The organism is Priestia megaterium, assembly GCF_023824195.1.
In the GTDB taxonomy this organism is placed as follows: domain Bacteria; phylum Bacillota; class Bacilli; order Bacillales; family Bacillaceae_H; genus Priestia; species Priestia megaterium_D.
In genome coordinates, this window is record NZ_CP085442.1 from 2,670,450 (window position 1) to 2,686,670 (window position 16,221).

Genomic DNA, 16,221 nt, shown 5'->3' on the forward strand with positions numbered 1-16,221 from the left:
CCATGTATTATTCATATTTTCAAAGAAGCTACAATAAGCTTTTAAAGACTTAGAAGAACTGTCGCTTTTTAGAAAGGGGAATAGTATGCTATTCGACTCAACAAAAATCAACCTAGGAAAATTGAACATTCGCAGTGCTGATCAAGCAAGCAGTATTTCTATTGGAAATACGTTAAAAGTTACAAGATATGTCACAGCAAAGAAAAATCAGACCTTCGGACAGCAACACGCTGATCAATGTTTTACAGCAGGATCTGCTCAAAAAACTGTAGATAATGATTATGTGGATGCATTTGCAACAAAAAATGATAAATAAGGAGGAAACCATATGATTTTTTCGCCTATGGTCATTAACTTACAAGCCTTCAAAGTGAACGTTTTGGATAATTCATCTGTTTTAAGCATAGGACCTAATCAGCAGCTTGATGTGTTCGTATCTTATAAACGTAATCAAGGACTGGGAGAATCAAACGGAGATTTTTCTCCGAACGTAACTCCGTTCTCATGGATTATAGACTCAGATGTAAACGATTCAAACTCAGTTAAAAATAGCGTAATTTAAATTTCTTCATCTCCTCTACCTCTACTGCACACAACTAGCAGCATATCTTCATCTATTCGTCTATTAGCATTCAATCAGAAGCCTAATAAATATAACCTGCATCTGAACTGGCTATATTTATTAGGCTTTTTCTATGAAATGGGCACTTTTTGAAAAGATGATGGGCTGTCAATTTGATCTCGATCATCGACACAGCTTCTCGTTCCTATAAAGCCGCTATCATCACCAAAATTTTGCCCAAACCCCTGTGTTTTTTTATCTGAATTATTCCAGTCTGCTAGTAAATTCTGTCCGATATTTACTGCAGACGCATTTTCAAAGGAATTTATTTTTAGCATTAAAATATTAATATTTATAGATGCACCTGCCATTTAAACCACCCCCTTTTCAAACTATATTCAAATTCCATCTTTTTATGATGTGTGGTAAGGAGGAAACCATATGGACTTTGATAAACTTATGCAGTGGATGGAATTTGCTAAAAAATATCAAACAAATGATTTTTGGAACGGTGTTTTTGATCAAACTGCTTTTAACGAATTTATGAAAGAAAATATGGATATGAATGCTCCTGATTCATATCAGGCACCTCAGGCTTCTAAAAGTAATTTTCCACCTGTCGACATTTACGTTACCCCACATGAAATCATTATTATCGCTGACTTGCCCGGCTATCTAAAAGAAAATTTGCACGTTTCTGTTTCAGGCAGCCGGCTTCTATTAAAAGGCTCACCGCACCCTCTTATCACAGGACAGCCGGTTGTACAAGAACGACCTTCTGGAGACTTTAACCGAATTGTTGAATTGCCAGAGCCTACGGATGCGCATCATCTGCGGGCGAAATTTGAAAATGGACTGCTTATTCTTTCTTATCACAGGCAGTTTTTCCAAGAAGAACGTATTCACATTGAATAAGGCTTAGTAGTTTTATGAATGAAATTTAATAGTGCACATAAGCATTTATAAACGCAAAGAATTTAACGTTAATTTCCAAACTGGACCAATATATATTTATTTAACTGTTATTACATCGGAAATAAGCCCAAGATGAGGAGAAGCGAAATGTCTATGAAAGGATTTTTCAACCCCAAACAGACTAACCAACATCTTCACACTGAGCTAGCGGACTTCAAACATCAAATCAAGCGCATTAATACGCTTGAAGTTCACATGAACCGTTTTTTAAAACTCGAACCGCAAATGGGTTCTCTTATAATGCTTAAAAAACAGCTAGAAGCTCAGCCCACGCTTTCCAACGATTCTTCATCTTCACAAAGAAGAGCTCACAAAGAGACAGAACAATCATATACAAAAGACATGCAAGAGACTGCTAGGCAGCTTCATTTTTTAAAAGAAAAAGTAGCGCACTTGGAACAAATTATCTCTACACAAAACCCTCGCGATAAAAAGAAAGAAGCTATGTCTTATCCGGATATAACTAGCTTAGTAGAACAATCTGTAGAGAAAAAAATGGCTCCTTATCTCGAAAAAATGACCGAACTAGATGAAAGAGTTTCAGCATTAGAGCGCAGCATGTCGCTTTTAACTGAAGTACAGGTGGACATGCTAAAACGAACGTCTTCCCTTCAAGAAGAAGTAAAAGCGATTCACCAAAGAGCCGCACTCTTAGAAAATGCTCACCCTACTATTCATATTGATAAATTTTTTCTCGATAAATATGAACAAAACAACAATATTGGTCAAGTTGGCATTAAGGAGCTCAGCGGTGCTTTAAACATCGGAGCTACATACGGAAGTGGAGCTATACCAAAGGATTTCACGGACCAAATCCAAAAAGATATGGAAGAGTTAAAAAACGCTAAATCAGATATTTCTTCTGGTAAAACGAAGCCTGCACAAGAGGAAAAAGAGAATTCTTCTTCCGCTTTCGAAAAAGAAGAAACGTATACGGAAGTTCCTATTTTTGATGAAGATGATCCAAAGGAAGAGTCAGTCTAAAAAAGTCATAAAATTATATCTAGTTATGACTAGAATTTTTGCAAGCTATTCTTTACACTATAGGTAATAACTTCAAAAAAGGAGATATGCTGATGCCAAAGCTTTTATGGAGAATAGGTGCTGTCATGTTGCTAATGTGTGGAGGCTTTATCTTTTTATTTATTGCTGCTTCGCAAATGATGGTTCAGCAATACAAACCTTTTTTTAGACGCGAGAGTGCATAACTCTCGCGTTTTTTTATTGAATAGCATCCTGTTTATGGTAATATATATATCAAAAAGATATATGTGGGGAAAGAAATGAAGGAAAATCAAACAAAATATGCAATTTTAGGACTGCTTACTACTGAATGCAGAACTGGTTATGAAATTAAGCAGTTAATGGATCGAAGTTTAAATCATTTTTGGAAAATCAGTTATGGCCAAATTTATCCCACTTTACAAAAGCTTGTGAATGATGAACTAGCAACGGTCAATTCCGTTGCTCAAACTGATAAACCAGATAAAAAAGAGTATGTAATAACAACTAAAGGAAAAGAAGTTCTGCAAGATTGGCTGCGTGAACCTATTAAGCAGCTCCCTTCAGAAAGAAATGAACTTTTGTTAAAACTCTTTTTTAGTAGTCAGCAAGAAAAGCAGCTCACAATTTCGCAGTTAAAAAACGCTCAGCAGAAATTAACTGAACGTTATCACATGTATTGCGGAATAGAAGACAGCATTTCTAACAGCCCTTCTCCTGACCGAACGTATTGGCTTATTACCCTAGACTACGGTAAACGAACAACGTGTGCTTCGATAGAATGGTGCAAAGATACGATTAATAAATTATATGATGAGGAGGCGCATAATTTATGATTCATTCCAATCGTGTGATGGCTAAGCCCGGTCAGGATTTGGTCGTCTTTGTTATAGGAATGCGTATTAATAAATGGACAGCCGTACACAAATGGTTCCCTGTATTTAAAGCAATGCCTCCTATGATTCGCGAATTGTATGCAAATAAAAACCTTGGCTTTTTATCTTTGCAAGGATCTTTTAATTTAAGAACTATCACGCTGATTCAATATTGGGAGTCAGTTGATCAATTAACCTCCTATGCCAAAGGCCCTCAGCACTTAAAAGCTTGGAACTCTTTTTATAAACAGGCTTCAAAAACGAATGCAGTTGGCATTTATCATGAAACGTACGCCATTTCTGCAGGAAATTACGAATCAGTATATGTGAATATGCCTTCGTTCGGCTTAGCTAAAGCGCTTGGATCTGAAACCATAACAAAGCATACTCAAACTGCCAAAAAACGATTGAATGTTAAAAAGCCGCTTTAACTAAAAGCGGCTTTCGCTATATTTGTTATACATATATTTTCAGCATTTGATTGGCACCTTTTTGAAATTCATACGGGACGTCTGCTATTTCTGTTCCTTTTACTAGAGGCGCAATCTCTTCTAACAGCTGCGGCAAATAGGTAGAAATCTTGCCGCTCAAATTCGTTAAAGGAAACAAACGTACTTCCTCTTTTGTAACGCGTATCAGTTCTTTTAAAGCCTCTAAATGAAACGCATAATCTAACCGGTCGCTGTACATAAATAAAAAGTTTGCACAAAGCGTTAAATCAAATTCGTTCTTTTGAAACGGCAGATTAGGAAGTGCTCCGTACTGATAGGCTTCGGGGTTCTTTTTCATATGAGCGATACAATCTTTTAATGCTCTTTTTCGATGTTCAGTTAAATCATCAATAGACGAAAAATACTTCCACACATACTGCTCCTGTACGTGCTGCATTTGATTCATCGTATGAATTAAATCCAGGCTTCCCTTCTTTTCAAGCTCTTCTGCCGTAAATTTATAGGCAATATCACAGCTAGTAGCCGCCGTACCTTGCTGCAAGGCATGAGCAGTAAAAGAACAGGCTCCGCTAGCACAATCTAACACTTTTTTTCCTTTTAAACGCTTTTCATTCAAATTAAACATAGCTCTATACTCTTCAAACGTTCTGCCGATAAAAACAACTCGGTCAATTCCTAACTTTTTCTCTGCTAAACTCAACTCTACTCAGCTCCTATCTTTTACTTAGACTTCTATTTTACAGAAAATTGGATTAAATTCCAATAGCTTATGTATTAATTAGTTTAATCACCATCTTTTGAAGCACTAAAAACATGCCCCAACACATAACTCCTATCGATAAACTCATAAACAAATGAAGGGAGTTTTTTAAACAAATATAGACGACAGCAAGTAGTAAAATAGTGCTTGGCAGTCCATAAAGAACGCCGAGCGTAAACTGACTGACCACTTCCTTTTTTTCTCCTTGCACGGATAACCATACAATACTTAGTAAGCTCACAATTGGAAGGGCAGCCACAATTCCACCGTATGTCGGAAATCTTTTGGCCATTTCTGTTACCCCTGCAATAATAAGAGCCGACATTAAAATTTTGATGATACTATACATGTTTTGCATGCTCGCTCAATAACTGAAAAGCCTGTTGAATCAGCTGTTTTTCAGATGCTGTCATTTCACGTAAAATAGCTGATACTTTTTCTTCATCCAAGCTTGAATTCCGTTTTAATAGGTCTTTTCCTGCTTCTGTTAAATGCAGAATTACTTTTCTTTCATCATGTATATCTCTATTTTTATATACATACCCTTTATCAATATTTCTCTTTACATGTTCAGATGCTGTATTATGTGAAACGTGTAAATAATCCGCAATTTCTTTTATTCCAACTGAAGATGATTTATCTATATGCTGTAAAAGACGTATTGTTTGGTGTGTAATTTTCTCTTGATGCGTATAGTGCAAATGATAATAAATAGACGTCCAATAGCTGTTTAACTCCTCTACTTTCATGATCCTGCTCCTTTATATCGTATTTTCAGTTATTATCGTATTATACGATATATATTACAGGAACGGCAGCCAGGTTTCAATACTACCTTCTTTTTATCTGGCATCTCACATAATAATACGATTTAACAGTTACACTAATCGTACACACTGTGAAAGGCGGTTGTATGACATTGATTCTTCGACTGTTAAAATGGGTTCCGAATCTATTTACGATTGGAAATTTGCTAAGCGGCGTATTTTCCATAGCCTTTAATATGAATAGCTACGAACGCTTAGCTGCTCTTTTTATTTTTCTAGCCGCTTTTTTCGATTTATTTGACGGCAAAATTGCGAGAAAGCTGAAAGTTAACAGTGAGTTTGGTGTAGAGCTAGATTCTTTGGCTGATATTATAAGCTTTGGCGTAGCGCCTGCAATGCTATTTCATACTCTTTCTCCCCACTCTTGGCTAACCGTACTCGCTTTTATGATTTATCCAAGCATGGGCGCATTAAGATTAGCTAAATTTAGTGCAAATCCAACCATAGGTTATTTTATAGGGCTTCCTATTCCTTTTCCAGCTCTAATTATCGCACTGCTTGGCATGTTTTATTACGTAAACCCTTACCTTATGATTATTTTAGCTATTTTGATGGTTAGCCCTATTCGAGTAATGAAAATTTAGATGCAATAAAAGACAGACAAAATGCCTGTCTTTTATAGTGCTGTCCATTCTTCGCACAGCATTTTATGCTTGAATTTCAGCTCATGTTCTCTTTTTTCAAGCTGAGCTTGTAAAGAAAGCCACTCGCTATTATCAGGTGCTGAGCATAATTTTTCTTCAAGGGACAGTAAAGAATCCAGTACGTCTTCAAGCTGAGCAGCAACTTCTCTTTGCTGTTTTATGTTCATTTTTTTCAACAGTAGTTTTTCATTTTTCTTCATTTTTTTCACCTCTTTCTTTTCTTTACCCAATGTTGAGTGTTTTAGTATAAAAAGTATATGGTTAAAAATATTTCTACTGTAGTAAAGATCCTTTAATGGCTTATTTTATTTTTAATGATTATTTAGAACATAGTTTAATAAGATTATTATATCTGATACAATTAGTAATACTTTTACAAACCGTGATATACTAAAAAAAAGAAAGGATGATGAATAGAGAATTATGCTGCAAAAATTTGGTTTTTCTCAGTATGAAAGTCAAGTATATGAAGCGCTGCTTGCGAATGATGGCCCGCTGGATGCTAGTTCGATTGTTACGTATTCGCATGTTCCAAAAGCAAAAATTTATGAAGTGCTTAATCGTTTAATTGATAAAGGCATTGTAGTAAATACATTGTCCGGGAAAAAGAAACTTTATTCAGCGGTAGCCCTTCAAACCGTCATTCAAAAACTTACTGCTGATTTTGAAAATGACATTAATGAATTAAAAACATATAAAATAAAAAAAACGTTTACAGACGATCATGTTTGGAGTTTAAAAGATAAATCCTCTATTTCTGCTCACATTGAACAATTGATTCATGAAGCGGAATCTTCTATTATTTTATCCGCTTGGAATGATGAGTTGGAACATTACCGCTTATTGCTAGAAGAAAAAGAGAAACAAGGCGTAAACGTCGAGGTCTTAACCATAGGAAACTTGCAGACTGCCCTCAAACATTTACATACATTAAATCCAATAGATGATCATAAAAACCTTGAGCCGTCGCAGTTGATTATTGTTGACGATGCTTACCTTTTATTTGCCGGCATTGAACATGACACATGGAAAGCAATAAAAACCATGTCGCAGCCGCTTGTAAAAGTTTTTGCTGATTTCTTTTATCATGACGTCGCACTTACCCATATTACAAAGAAATATCAAGAGCAGCTTCTTCAAGATTCTGAGATCATGGAGCTGCTTACTCGACTGCGATATTAAAAAGGTTACTAATTCATTAGTAACCTTTTTAATATTACCTATTGAAATCCTCTCTGAAAAAGGTTACTATTCTAGTTGTAACTTTTAGAAGAGGGGGTTTTTTGATGAATAAAAAAGTTTACATACTTGCGATTGCTTCCTTTGTTGTTGGAACGGTCGAATTAATTCTAGGAGGCATCTTAGACTTAATTGCCGATGCATTTCATGTATCATTAGCAAAAGCAGGTTATTTAATCTCTATTTATTCGTTTGTTTATGCCTTGTCTGCGCCGATTTTACTAAATGTGACGGCTAAGATAGAGCGTAAAAAAGTTTATATGTGGACATTATTTATTTTCTTATTGAGCAATGTATTTTCAGCCTACAGTTCGGGCTATTATATGCTACTGATTGGACGTATTCTTGCTGCCGCGAGCGGTTCTTTTATCATTGTATTATCTACCACAATGGCTTCTAGAATGGTAAAATCTGAATATCAAGGCAGAGCAATTGGGGTTGTGTTTATGGGGATTAGCGGCTCACTTGTTTTAGGCATTCCTCTTGGTATTTTGATTGGAAATGCGCTTGGCTGGCGTCAAGTATTTGTTATGATTGCAATTTTGACTGCCATTATTATGATTACCGTTTGGTTTACAATGGAGCGTCTAGCTCCTGCTCCAATTGTACCGTTAAAAACTCAGGTAAAAGCTTTACGCAATAAAAAAATGCTCGCTATTCACCTAGCAACATTATTTGTACTTGCGGGGCACTTAACGCTTTATGCGTACTTCACACCATTTTTACAAGAAACGCTAGGATTAAATACAACGATGGTGACCATTATTTATGGTATTTTCGGTCTTGCTGCAGTGGCAGGAGGAGGACTTGGAGGAGCTGTTTCTGATAGATGGAACCCTTCTTCCTCTGTTATCACCATGGTTGCTCTCTTTTTTGTTAGCATGATTGCTATGCCTTTTGGCGTTCATTTGCCATTTGTTGTTTTCTTGCTTCTTATGATTATTTGGAGTGCGCTCAGCTGGGCGGTCTCACCGGCTCAAAGCAATTTAATTATTCATAGTGCACGCGACACGTCGGACATTTTAATCAGCACCAATGCAGCGATTTCACACGTAGGAATTGCGATCGGCTCCTATGTTGGAGGAATTGTCGTTAATCAATACTCTGTTATTTATAACGGCTGGGTCGGTTCTATTTTTGTTTTGCTTGGTCTTTTCTGCTCTCTTTATGCGGTAACACGAACAGAAAGCACAGCAGATACGCTTCACAGTAAATAAGATTTGATAAAAAAGCGTACACACATGGTGTACGCTTTTTTTGATTATGATTGGTCTCCATGCAGTTCAGCTACAAATTGAGATTCGGACATAACGATAAAACCATGCTTTCTTAACAACGCAGTCGTTACCCCTTCACTGGCTATTTTAACATTTGAAAATGCTCCGTTATATATATGTTCACTTCCACATGAAGGGCTGTTTTCTTTTAGTACAATAACAGTAGCTTTTATCTCTCTTGCGATGCTCAGTGCCTTATAGGCCCCGTCTATGTATATATCTGTCACGTCTTTTCCCGATAGTTCAATAACTCGCGCATTTCCGTTTATTACGTCCATTCCCGTTCCTTTTATAATTTCTGCCGGTTCTCTAGGCGTGTGAAATCCACCTAACAGTTCCGGACACATCATCACCGCTTCTTTATTTTTAATGAGCGCTTCAATTTCCTTAACTAAGGCACTGCTTCCATTATATCTGCAAGCTTGACCTGCTAAACAGGAACTAACCAAAATCACAGAATTTTCCCTCCCATAAAAAAACACTTCTCATTCATCATACAAAGAATGTATGATGAATGGAAGTGTTTACCTTTTATATTTTATTCAAGATCACGCTTTGACTCCTGCTCTTTGTCTCGATCCGTTTTCGCTTCAAATTCAGAGCGAGTCATTACGTCCTCTACATGCATATTTACTTCTACTACTTCTAATCCAGTCATATCGTGAACTGATTTTTTTACGTTATTAACAGTTTCAGAGAAAATGGCTGGAACATTTTTTCTGTATTCGACAATTACTTTTAAATCAAGGGCAACTTGCTTTTCTCCTACTTCAGCGTTAATCCCTTTTGTGATATCTTCAGTGCTGCGGAAGCGATCTGTTAACCCGCTCATAAATCCGCCGCTCATTGATAAAATCCCTTTAATTTCATTAGCTGCAATTCCAGCAATTTTTTTAATGACTTGATCTTCAAATGTTAACGTATTTTGATGTGTGTTTTCCTGAGATTTTACTGCTGTATTTGTTTCATTAACTGCCATAACTAACATCTCCCTTAAATTGATTTTCTATCTTCCTCTAGTAAAGAATTCTACCCAAGCATTTATGTCTAAATGACCGTCTCGCCACTTCCCAATTACATAACCAATTCCCATAAAAGCTACGATTAGCAGCGTGGGACCAAAACCAATTGTTAATAGCAAAATTGCCAACACTAAACCTGCCAGAATACCAAGTACTCGGCCACGGTATGGAATCAATTTATCTGGAGTACCCATTATGTCCCTCCTTCATCACACAACACGCTCTTTCTTTCGTGTTTGTGTATCTGTTAAGTCAATACGGACGGAGTGAACGGGAAGCTCGAGTAAGGCCTCCACGGCGCGTTTTGTTTCAAGCTGCATCTCTTTTCCTAGTGTTGGTAGTCCATCTCGTCCAAACAACGAACAGTTGATATACAGACTAACTTTTTCTTTGCGAGAATGAATAGATGCCTGGACTTCAGGAGAGCGTATTCCCTGAAAGCTTCTAATTGCTCGTAAAGCTGTAGATTCGATCGTTGCTTTAGAAATTGTTATTTTGCCTTCACCAGTTACAATTGCTAAATTCTTTTTAGGCGGTCTGCTAAATATGCCTGTTAAAAGAAAAATAATAAAAATAACAGCTAAAAATGCGCTTATTGACAAAATTGTGTAGTAAAACCACTCCTGATGCTGCCACTTTTCTAACCAGTTTGAAAGGTGAGGAACCCTATAAACCATCAGTGCTAACATACCGGAACAAATCAGTCCTGCAATTCCAATAATTGCGATTAAAAACCGATTAAAATTATTCAATTTTCCACCTCATCTCAACGTGAACTCCTACTGCTTTTTTGTTGTGTGTAAAGGAAAGGCAACGAGATATTCAATAGTTACCTGCAATATTTTTTTGATAAACTTTCTAACTGTAAAACTAAATATAAAAAAAACGACTAGGTTTCCCTAGTCATTTTCCGCGCCTCTATACGTTGTCTTGTGAGCTTTGATGAACTTATTACCGTTTATTAAACCGCCAATTAATAAAATAGCGGCCGTTAAATAAAACCAGACCATTAAAATAATAATACTTCCAAGCTGACCATAGATTTGTGAGTAGCTTCCAAACTGGACATAGTATCCAAATCCGGTAGATACAACTTGCCATCCTAGCGTGGAGAAAACAGCTCCTGGAAGTACATCTTTCCACGTTACTCTTGCACTTGGCATCAGTTTGTAAAAAAGAATGAAAAAGCCTAATAAAAATAATGTCCCAATTCCCCATCTAATTGTCGTCCAGCTTTGAAACCATATATCAGGAACATGGACTTTTGTTAGTACCAAATGGCGAATGACCTCTTCAATAATTGGTACAAATAATGAAATAGCTACCACAACCATAAAACCAAAAGTCAAAATTAAATCATTGATTAAACCGCGCAAAAACGTTTGTTTTCTTTGAATATGATACGCGTCATTTAACGAGCGAACCAAAGATTGTATAGCCATAGATGCGAGCCAAAAAGTCGCCAATAAACTAAAAGATAAAACTTTTTTCCCGCTATTGTTAACTGTTTCAATTGACCGTTCAATTACGTCGTAGGCACTTTTAGGCGTAAATGGTTCAATAAATATCAGCAAATTGTTTGTATCAATTGGAAAGAAACTCAGCAGAGAAAAAAGAAAGATAATAAACGGTACAAAAGATAACAAAAAATAGTAGGCTGTTTGAGCAGCCTGATCAAAGAAACGCTCCGTAAAAAAACGAGCGGCAACGGTCTTAGATGTTTGAATCATAACAGCGTTCTCCTTTACTTTCGCTTCACCCTGTAGTGAAATTCATATTCAATTTTTATGTTCAACATGTATTGGATAAGTTTCGGCTTATAAAGCTTTCCTTTTCCATTATCCGCGGTTAACAAAGAATTTAACCTCTAAAATTATACAGCCGGTTCATAAAGAAGATATTATTATAATTACATCTGCCATTACCACCATATCAATAGATCTTCTTTTTCTTTCATAAAACCGTAAATTCTCTGGGACTGCTTTCCCTTTTTTCTTACATCTTAAACTTTTTTACGCTATGTTAAAAAAGTAAAACATAAGAGCGCCGATCAGCATCAGCATAATCATTGAAACAAAAATAACCAAAGCGTGAGAAGATTGATACGTTTGGCTGTTAATTTTTTTGCGGGTTGAAAAATAATGATAGGTTGAGAAGAGAAGCAAACCTGCACTTGCAGCTAAAGAAAAGATGATAACAGCAATAATAAGAGTATCGGCTGCTTCACTTAATTTTTTTCCGGAATTGAAATGTAGGCCGCCTGCAACAAAGCCAATGCCGAGTGTGGCAATAGACGTTCGAATCCACGCTAAATACGTTCGTTCATTCGCTAAATGCTGCTGAATATGAATGGATTCATTTTCTTTTTTAGTCATTTACATACCACCGTCCTTTTATATGTCTTCTATTATAAATAAATGCTCAAACGAAAATAAATTGAGGACGCTTCACGCCACATTATACCCGAAAAGAACGAATCATTACCATCTTCAAGCGGTCAAAAGAGCTTCTTCATAAACTAAAAAAAGCCAACGGGATAACCCCAGTTGGCTTTTTTGATTTATGAAACATTTTCTTTATCTTGATCATGCTAATATTCCTCGTCCCAATAATCAGCTTTTGGAATTCCTAATTTCTCTGGAGAAAAGATAGCGTCTATCCCTAGTTTTCTCTGCTGGCGATAATCTTTTAAAGTTACTAAAGCAGGCTTAGCTAGAACCTATAAAAGCAATAAACCACATCCGAAAAACTGCTCCTGGACCACCGAATGCAATTGCTGTTGCAATTCCCGCAATATTTCCAACTCCTACGCGCCTTGATAAAGCAAGTGTTAACGCTTGGAAAGACGAAACGCCTGATTCAGAACTTTTTCCATTAAACAATAAAGTAACCATATTTAATAAATAGCCAACATTTGCGGAGACAACGTATATTTTGGACACCTTATCTGACACGTTTTTCGATACAGCGTGAGTTCTTTACATATTCCCTACTGTTACAGCATAAGGTAATGAGTGAACCAAGGGTCACTTTATGTTCTAAGCCGAGCGTAAATACAGCACATCTTTCTATTTTCATTTCACGTTAATAGTTCACTAAGTGAATCATTTTATTTTTAAATATTTCTGATATATGGTATAATTTAAACTGATAAAAAGATGCTGCATGTATGCTAAAAGAGCAGGCCGTATGGTTTCGCTCTTTTGTTGTTTTCACGCCATGCGGCACAACGAAAGAAGGAAATAGAATGGAATTATGGAAACGAAACTTGTACATTTGCTGGTTCGGTTCTTTTTGCACCACAGCCGGGATGAGTTTAGTTATTCCGTTTTTACCGCTTTATATTGAAAAGCTGGGAGTTCACGATACAAGCTCCATCAGCAGATGGGCTGGTATTGCATTTGGAGCTACCTTTTTAATGGCGGCTATTGTTTCTCCTTTATGGGGGAGTTTGGCCGATAAATATGGGCGAAAGCTTATGCTCCTTCGCGCAAGCTTGGGTATGGCAATTGTTATGACTTCTATTGGTTTTGTGCAAAATGTCTATCAGCTTGTCGGACTGCGCTTTTTAATGGGGGCCGTTTCCGGCTTCATCTCTGCAGCCATTACGTTAGTAGCGACTCAAACACCTAAAGAGCACAGCGGTAAAGCATTAGGTACGTTGTCTACGGGGGCTGTATCAGGATCTTTATTAGGACCGCTAGTAGGCGGCTATTTAGGAGATACAATTGGGCTACGCCACGTCTTTTTCGTGACGGGTGCATTTATGTTTTTGTCTTTTTTAATTGTAAATTTAATTCAAGAAGACAAAAAAGAGACGGCGAAAACGACGAAAGAATCTAACATTGGGTTACTGTCTCTTAAGAATTCAAAGGCCGTGATTGGTGTATTTGTTACAACTTTTTTACTGCAGCTTGCGGTTATGGCTATTCAGCCAATCGTTACACTGTATGTAAAACAACTGTCTACTCATACCGATCACCTTGCCCTTATTTCAGGCTTTGTCGTGGCGGCAACAGGAATTTCAAATATTTTAGCTGCATCAAGACTTGGCAAAGTCAGCGATCGCGTGGGTCCTCAAAATGTGCTTCAAATATGCTTGCTTATCGTAGCGGTTATTTGCGGCTTGCAGGCCTTTGTGCATAGTACTTGGCAGCTATTCTTACTTCGTTTTTTACTCGGTTTTGCAATGGGAGGATTATTACCTTCTATTAATTCTTATTTAAAGAAAATTGTACCGGACTCTATTACAGGTAAAATGTTTGGCTATAATCAAACAGCGCAATACTTTGGGAATTTAGCCGGTCCAGTCATTGGCGGACAAATTGCCGGAGCTAAAGGAATTCCTTACGTATTCTTAACAACCAGTGTTCTTCTACTATTGAATGCTGGGTGGGTGTATTATCAGCGCCATCACGGACAACAGCTAGACGGTAAAGCCGCATAAAAAAAACTTCCGTTAAAACGGAAGGTTTTTTTATTACCACAAGGGTTCTTCTTCGCTGCTTACTTCATAAGAAAGTGGCATCATAATAACCGCTGCTATGAAGAAAATAAGCTCCGCGACAACAATGGACGGAAAGGAAAAGTCAAATAGTGAGAGAATAAGCCAAATAATAAGGGGTGCAAATGAGTAGATTGATAATCGCTTTTGGGATTTTGCAGAGATATACTGTTGTTTGTCACAGTGTGGGCATTCTAAAACGTTTCTAAATGTTAACAGTTGTTTAAAGGTTGTCCTCCAGTTCCATTTATGATTACAATTTTGACAGGTGGCCATGGGCATCACGCTCCTAAAAAGATTTATGTACATATAAAGTATACGTACAAGTTGGTAAAGAGTTTCATTTTTATGATTAAAAACGTTTTTACTATTATAACATAAAACAAAATAAAAGGCTTTTTACAGGAAAAAGCCTTTTACTTCAATGTTTATTTAGATACAGCTTCATTCGTTTGAGAAGTTGTTTTTACTTTTATAACCATAATAACAAAAGCTAGCAATCCAAGAATCGCTGCTACGAGAAAAGGAGCTTGAGGCGCTACGGCATTGCCGATAACTCCTGATAATAAAGGAGCAAACGCTGCACCTAACCATCTTAAGAAATTATATCCTCCAGATGTAATTCCTCGTTCATAAGGAGATACTTCCATTACATGACTCGTAAATAATGCATTATTAAGTCCTGATACAAGACCTGCTGCCATGATTAAAACAATGCGCAACCATGTTGCATCAAAGGCAAATAAACAAATTAAAATAAGTGAAAAAACAATTAAGCTGACATGTAACACTTGTTTTGGCTGATATCTTTTTTCTAACTGATGTGCTAAAACCGCTGAGCCATAAGCTAAACATAATCCCCATCCAAAGAAAACAAAGCCAATTTGAAGAGCTCCGATCGATAGAATAAGCGGCGTATAAGCTAACACTGTAAAAAATCCGTAGTAATAAAGCATGCCTGATACAGCGCCTTGAGTAAATGGTTTTAATTTATAAAGTTTAACCATGTCTTTAAAACCTGCTGCTTTACGAGGCTTAGTGCTTGTAGGCTGTTTAACAATCGTTAATACTAAAATAAAGGCGATAAAAATTAAAGCACTTGTACCGAAAAACGGCAATCTCCAAGAAGCATTTCCTAACACGCCTCCTACAAGCGGTCCTCCGGCCATTCCCAAACCAATCGCAGCTTCATATAATCCTACTGCTTTTTTTACTTCACCTGATAATGCAATAAGCAGCGTCATAGCTGTTGCAAAGAAAAACGAATTACCAAGTCCCCATCCTGCTCGGAAAATGGAAAGCTGAGGAATATTGTTAGAAAACCCGCATAGGGCTGCAAAAATCGTCACAATGATAAGTCCTGTTATCATCAAACGCTTGTCTCCTACACGTGATGCTAAGATGCCTGCTGGAATCATCATAATAGCCATCATTAACAAATAGGAAGTAAATAACATTTCTACTTGCCAATGAGAAGCTCCAATTTGCTTAGCAATCTCCGGTAAAATCGGATCTACTACCCCGATTCCCATAAATGCTAAAAAAGTAGCTACTACCGTAATAATTTGACCTAATCGGTTATTTGAATGCTGTCCTTCCACTCTTTCATCTCTCCTTTTGTTTTTTCATGTATTTCCATAGCAGATTCTCGCATTTCTTTTAATTCTGTTTTAAATGCCTGCATTTTAACTACTTTAAATTCAATCATCTTGATTTGATTTTCCAGTAAATTTTCTATTTTAGTTATCTCTTTCGCTGATAATCCTTGCTGCTCACTTCTTTCTTCAATCATTCTTTTGAGCGACATAAACTGCTGCAGCTCCTGTAAAGAAAAACCGAGAACTTCTTTTGCTTCTGCTACTTTTCTTAGTTCTTTTACCTCTTCTTCGGAATAAATCCGTGCATTTCCTTTTGTGCGCTGCGGGGGCAAAATGAGTCCAATCTCTTCATAATACCGAAGAGCACGCTTGGTCAAACCGGTCATTTTCGTCACGTCATCGATTAGATACATGCTTTCCCCTTCACCTCCCTTTAACATTAACGTTAACGTCAACTCTGTATTACTATTATAGATTAACGTTA

General features: G+C 36.9%; 25 protein-coding genes and 1 pseudogene. 11 read left to right on the plus strand and 15 right to left on the minus strand.

Features of this window, described 5'->3' with window-relative positions; genetic code table 11:
- Positions 1 to 85: 85 nt before the first annotated feature.
- Positions 86 to 316 (plus strand): hypothetical protein, encoded by a 231-nt coding sequence (locus LIS78_RS13505; protein ID WP_195783047.1) that lies wholly within the window; start codon positions 86 to 88, stop codon positions 314 to 316.
- A gap of 12 nt (positions 317 to 328) precedes the next feature.
- On the plus strand, positions 329 to 562 hold the full coding sequence (locus LIS78_RS13510) for a hypothetical protein (protein ID WP_013057270.1): 234 nt from the start codon (positions 329 to 331) through the stop codon (positions 560 to 562).
- A gap of 131 nt (positions 563 to 693) precedes the next feature.
- Here LIS78_RS13510 and LIS78_RS13515 read toward each other — a convergent pair whose 3' ends face one another.
- A complete protein-coding gene (locus LIS78_RS13515) occupies positions 694 to 933 on the minus strand; it encodes a hypothetical protein (RefSeq protein WP_013057271.1) in 240 nt (79 codons plus the stop codon).
- Positions 934 to 1,003: 70 nt separating this feature from the next.
- On the opposite strand from LIS78_RS13515, the gene LIS78_RS13520 reads away from it, so the two are divergent.
- The 5 genes from LIS78_RS13520 to LIS78_RS13535 all read left to right on the plus strand — a co-directional run bounded on the left by LIS78_RS13520 (position 1,004) and on the right by LIS78_RS13535 (position 3,845).
- Positions 1,004 to 1,477, plus strand: coding sequence for an Hsp20/alpha crystallin family protein (locus LIS78_RS13520; protein WP_057245041.1), 474 nt, complete (start codon positions 1,004 to 1,006; stop codon positions 1,475 to 1,477).
- 147 nt (positions 1,478 to 1,624) lie between these two features.
- The gene (locus tag LIS78_RS13525) at positions 1,625 to 2,521 is read left to right on the plus strand and encodes a hypothetical protein (RefSeq protein WP_063671706.1); all 897 of its coding nucleotides are present in this window, start codon (positions 1,625 to 1,627) and stop codon (positions 2,519 to 2,521) included.
- A gap of 92 nt (positions 2,522 to 2,613) precedes the next feature.
- Entirely contained in the window at positions 2,614 to 2,745 is a 132-nt protein-coding gene (locus tag LIS78_RS31395; RefSeq protein WP_013057274.1) for a hypothetical protein, read from the plus strand.
- Positions 2,746 to 2,820: 75 nt separating this feature from the next.
- Positions 2,821 to 3,375 carry a PadR family transcriptional regulator gene (locus LIS78_RS13530; protein WP_116516081.1) on the plus strand — a complete coding sequence of 185 codons (555 nt, stop codon included), beginning with the start codon at positions 2,821 to 2,823 and terminating at the stop codon, positions 3,373 to 3,375.
- Entirely contained in the window at positions 3,372 to 3,845 is a 474-nt protein-coding gene (locus LIS78_RS13535) for a DUF4188 domain-containing protein (RefSeq protein ID WP_063671710.1), read from the plus strand. The genes LIS78_RS13530 and LIS78_RS13535 overlap by 4 nt, the downstream gene beginning before the upstream one ends.
- Before the next feature lie 25 nt (positions 3,846 to 3,870).
- Here LIS78_RS13535 and LIS78_RS13540 read toward each other — a convergent pair whose 3' ends face one another.
- The 3 genes from LIS78_RS13540 to LIS78_RS13550 form a co-directional block, all read right to left on the minus strand.
- The gene (locus LIS78_RS13540; RefSeq protein WP_195783045.1) at positions 3,871 to 4,566 is read right to left on the minus strand and encodes an SAM-dependent methyltransferase; all 696 of its coding nucleotides are present in this window, start codon (positions 4,564 to 4,566) and stop codon (positions 3,871 to 3,873) included.
- A gap of 67 nt (positions 4,567 to 4,633) precedes the next feature.
- Complete coding sequence (locus tag LIS78_RS13545) at positions 4,634 to 4,975, minus strand: DUF3147 family protein (protein ID WP_063671715.1); 342 nt, start codon at positions 4,973 to 4,975, stop codon at positions 4,634 to 4,636.
- Positions 4,968 to 5,375, minus strand: a complete 408-nt coding sequence (locus LIS78_RS13550) for a MarR family winged helix-turn-helix transcriptional regulator (RefSeq protein WP_252283766.1) — start codon at positions 5,373 to 5,375, stop codon at positions 4,968 to 4,970. The genes LIS78_RS13545 and LIS78_RS13550 overlap by 8 nt, the downstream gene beginning before the upstream one ends.
- Before the next feature lie 170 nt (positions 5,376 to 5,545).
- Here LIS78_RS13550 and pssA point away from each other — a divergent pair, with 170 nt between their 5' ends.
- Positions 5,546 to 6,037 carry a CDP-diacylglycerol--serine O-phosphatidyltransferase gene (gene pssA / locus LIS78_RS13555; protein ID WP_170959531.1) on the plus strand — a complete coding sequence of 164 codons (492 nt, stop codon included), beginning with the start codon at positions 5,546 to 5,548 and terminating at the stop codon, positions 6,035 to 6,037.
- A 32-nt stretch (positions 6,038 to 6,069) separates the two neighbouring features.
- Here the strand turns inward: pssA and LIS78_RS13560 are convergent, their stop codons facing one another.
- Positions 6,070 to 6,297 (minus strand): hypothetical protein, encoded by a 228-nt coding sequence (locus LIS78_RS13560; protein ID WP_016764339.1) that lies wholly within the window; start codon positions 6,295 to 6,297, stop codon positions 6,070 to 6,072.
- 223 nt (positions 6,298 to 6,520) lie between these two features.
- On the opposite strand from LIS78_RS13560, the gene LIS78_RS13565 reads away from it, so the two are divergent.
- Complete coding sequence (locus tag LIS78_RS13565) at positions 6,521 to 7,279, plus strand: TrmB family transcriptional regulator (protein WP_252283768.1); 759 nt, start codon at positions 6,521 to 6,523, stop codon at positions 7,277 to 7,279.
- A gap of 104 nt (positions 7,280 to 7,383) precedes the next feature.
- Positions 7,384 to 8,553: an MFS transporter gene (locus LIS78_RS13570; RefSeq protein WP_063671724.1), complete on the plus strand. Its 1,170-nt coding sequence runs from the start codon at positions 7,384 to 7,386 to the stop codon at positions 8,551 to 8,553.
- Positions 8,554 to 8,597: 44 nt separating this feature from the next.
- Here LIS78_RS13570 and LIS78_RS13575 read toward each other — a convergent pair whose 3' ends face one another.
- The 7 genes and pseudogenes from LIS78_RS13575 to LIS78_RS13605 form a co-directional block, all read right to left on the minus strand.
- The gene (locus LIS78_RS13575; protein ID WP_252283769.1) at positions 8,598 to 9,068 is read right to left on the minus strand and encodes a 2-thiouracil desulfurase family protein; all 471 of its coding nucleotides are present in this window, start codon (positions 9,066 to 9,068) and stop codon (positions 8,598 to 8,600) included.
- 83 nt (positions 9,069 to 9,151) lie between these two features.
- A complete protein-coding gene (locus tag LIS78_RS13580) occupies positions 9,152 to 9,592 on the minus strand; it encodes an Asp23/Gls24 family envelope stress response protein (protein ID WP_195783044.1) in 441 nt (146 codons plus the stop codon).
- Between the two features lie 27 nt (positions 9,593 to 9,619).
- A complete protein-coding gene (locus LIS78_RS13585) occupies positions 9,620 to 9,829 on the minus strand; it encodes a DUF2273 domain-containing protein (protein WP_063671729.1) in 210 nt (69 codons plus the stop codon).
- Between the two features lie 15 nt (positions 9,830 to 9,844).
- Positions 9,845 to 10,387 carry an alkaline shock response membrane anchor protein AmaP gene (amaP, locus tag LIS78_RS13590; RefSeq protein WP_098524982.1) on the minus strand — a complete coding sequence of 181 codons (543 nt, stop codon included), beginning with the start codon at positions 10,385 to 10,387 and terminating at the stop codon, positions 9,845 to 9,847.
- Between the two features lie 147 nt (positions 10,388 to 10,534).
- Positions 10,535 to 11,365, minus strand: a complete 831-nt coding sequence (locus LIS78_RS13595) for a YihY/virulence factor BrkB family protein (protein ID WP_063671733.1) — start codon at positions 11,363 to 11,365, stop codon at positions 10,535 to 10,537.
- 282 nt (positions 11,366 to 11,647) lie between these two features.
- A complete protein-coding gene (locus LIS78_RS13600; RefSeq protein WP_252283770.1) occupies positions 11,648 to 12,010 on the minus strand; it encodes a YidH family protein in 363 nt (120 codons plus the stop codon).
- Between the two features lie 336 nt (positions 12,011 to 12,346).
- Positions 12,347 to 12,514, minus strand: a pseudogene (locus LIS78_RS13605) (alanine:cation symporter family protein); the annotation flags it as partial.
- A 368-nt stretch (positions 12,515 to 12,882) separates the two neighbouring features.
- Here LIS78_RS13605 and LIS78_RS13610 point away from each other — a divergent pair.
- Positions 12,883 to 14,082: a multidrug efflux MFS transporter gene (locus LIS78_RS13610; protein ID WP_025751713.1), complete on the plus strand. Its 1,200-nt coding sequence runs from the start codon at positions 12,883 to 12,885 to the stop codon at positions 14,080 to 14,082.
- Positions 14,083 to 14,115: 33 nt separating this feature from the next.
- Here the strand turns inward: LIS78_RS13610 and LIS78_RS13615 are convergent, their stop codons facing one another.
- The 3 genes from LIS78_RS13615 to LIS78_RS13625 form a co-directional block, all read right to left on the minus strand.
- Positions 14,116 to 14,415, minus strand: coding sequence for a TIGR04104 family putative zinc finger protein (locus LIS78_RS13615; RefSeq protein WP_028413131.1), 300 nt, complete (start codon positions 14,413 to 14,415; stop codon positions 14,116 to 14,118).
- Positions 14,416 to 14,567: 152 nt separating this feature from the next.
- Entirely contained in the window at positions 14,568 to 15,740 is a 1,173-nt protein-coding gene (locus LIS78_RS13620) for an MFS transporter (protein ID WP_286676923.1), read from the minus strand.
- On the minus strand, positions 15,710 to 16,150 hold the full coding sequence (locus LIS78_RS13625; RefSeq protein WP_251531184.1) for a MerR family transcriptional regulator: 441 nt from the start codon (positions 16,148 to 16,150) through the stop codon (positions 15,710 to 15,712). Before LIS78_RS13625 ends, LIS78_RS13620 begins: the two co-directional genes overlap by 31 nt.
- Between the last annotated feature and the right edge of the window lie 71 nt (positions 16,151 to 16,221).

Coding starts and splice junctions, on each gene's coding strand:
- LIS78_RS13505 (WP_195783047.1), top strand. CDS start 86: ATGCTATTCGACTCAACAAAAATCAACCTAGGAAAATTGAACATTCGC.
- LIS78_RS13510 (WP_013057270.1), top strand. CDS start 329: ATGATTTTTTCGCCTATGGTCATTAACTTACAAGCCTTCAAAGTGAAC.
- LIS78_RS13515 (WP_013057271.1), bottom strand. CDS start 933: ATGGCAGGTGCATCTATAAATATTAATATTTTAATGCTAAAAATAAAT.
- LIS78_RS13520 (WP_057245041.1), top strand. CDS start 1,004: ATGGACTTTGATAAACTTATGCAGTGGATGGAATTTGCTAAAAAATAT.
- LIS78_RS13525 (WP_063671706.1), top strand. CDS start 1,625: ATGTCTATGAAAGGATTTTTCAACCCCAAACAGACTAACCAACATCTT.
- LIS78_RS31395 (WP_013057274.1), top strand. CDS start 2,614: ATGCCAAAGCTTTTATGGAGAATAGGTGCTGTCATGTTGCTAATGTGT.
- LIS78_RS13530 (WP_116516081.1), top strand. CDS start 2,821: ATGAAGGAAAATCAAACAAAATATGCAATTTTAGGACTGCTTACTACT.
- LIS78_RS13535 (WP_063671710.1), top strand. CDS start 3,372: ATGATTCATTCCAATCGTGTGATGGCTAAGCCCGGTCAGGATTTGGTC.
- LIS78_RS13545 (WP_063671715.1), bottom strand. CDS start 4,975: ATGTATAGTATCATCAAAATTTTAATGTCGGCTCTTATTATTGCAGGG.
- LIS78_RS13550 (WP_252283766.1), bottom strand. CDS start 5,375: ATGAAAGTAGAGGAGTTAAACAGCTATTGGACGTCTATTTATTATCAT.
- LIS78_RS13560 (WP_016764339.1), bottom strand. CDS start 6,297: ATGAAGAAAAATGAAAAACTACTGTTGAAAAAAATGAACATAAAACAG.
- LIS78_RS13565 (WP_252283768.1), top strand. CDS start 6,521: ATGCTGCAAAAATTTGGTTTTTCTCAGTATGAAAGTCAAGTATATGAA.
- LIS78_RS13570 (WP_063671724.1), top strand. CDS start 7,384: ATGAATAAAAAAGTTTACATACTTGCGATTGCTTCCTTTGTTGTTGGA.
- LIS78_RS13580 (WP_195783044.1), bottom strand. CDS start 9,592: ATGGCAGTTAATGAAACAAATACAGCAGTAAAATCTCAGGAAAACACA.
- LIS78_RS13585 (WP_063671729.1), bottom strand. CDS start 9,829: ATGGGTACTCCAGATAAATTGATTCCATACCGTGGCCGAGTACTTGGT.
- LIS78_RS13595 (WP_063671733.1), bottom strand. CDS start 11,365: ATGATTCAAACATCTAAGACCGTTGCCGCTCGTTTTTTTACGGAGCGT.
- LIS78_RS13600 (WP_252283770.1), bottom strand. CDS start 12,010: ATGACTAAAAAAGAAAATGAATCCATTCATATTCAGCAGCATTTAGCG.
- LIS78_RS13610 (WP_025751713.1), top strand. CDS start 12,883: ATGGAATTATGGAAACGAAACTTGTACATTTGCTGGTTCGGTTCTTTT.
- LIS78_RS13615 (WP_028413131.1), bottom strand. CDS start 14,415: ATGGCCACCTGTCAAAATTGTAATCATAAATGGAACTGGAGGACAACC.
- LIS78_RS13625 (WP_251531184.1), bottom strand. CDS start 16,150: ATGTATCTAATCGATGACGTGACGAAAATGACCGGTTTGACCAAGCGT.